Genomic DNA, 328 nt, shown 5'->3' with positions numbered 1-328 from the left:
GCCTTGCCCGCATATCGACCAGTTGATCGCGGTGACCGGCAAGCGATTGAAGCTGTTCGTTTTGTTCGCACGGCGCCGGCTCGGCTTCAGGCTGATAGCGGCGGCCATAGTCGCTCAGCATCCTGGCATCGAGAGGATCGGTCTTGGCCCGCCGTCGCGTCGACTTCGCATAATGGTGGGTGTGGGCGGGGTTGTGCCGCGAGAACGGCACACCGGCCTTGGCCAGCGCATGGCGCAACAGCCGGTCATGCACGCCTGTCGCCTCCATGACGACGAAGTCTCGACTGGGATCAAGGCCTGCCACATAGGCCGCTATCGCATCGGTCTG

1 protein-coding gene is annotated in these 328 nt (G+C 63.7%); it reads right to left on the bottom strand.

Annotated elements, in window-relative coordinates; all coding sequences use genetic code 11:
- A partial coding sequence (locus EN804_RS35705) for a transposase (RefSeq protein WP_135922383.1) occupies nucleotides 1-328 on the bottom strand: 328 nt, incomplete at both ends.

The sequence above is a fragment of the Mesorhizobium sp. M8A.F.Ca.ET.161.01.1.1 genome (assembly GCF_004792105.1).
In the GTDB taxonomy this organism is placed as follows: domain Bacteria; phylum Pseudomonadota; class Alphaproteobacteria; order Rhizobiales; family Rhizobiaceae; genus Mesorhizobium.
This window is presented reverse-complemented; position numbering and strand designations above follow the sequence as displayed.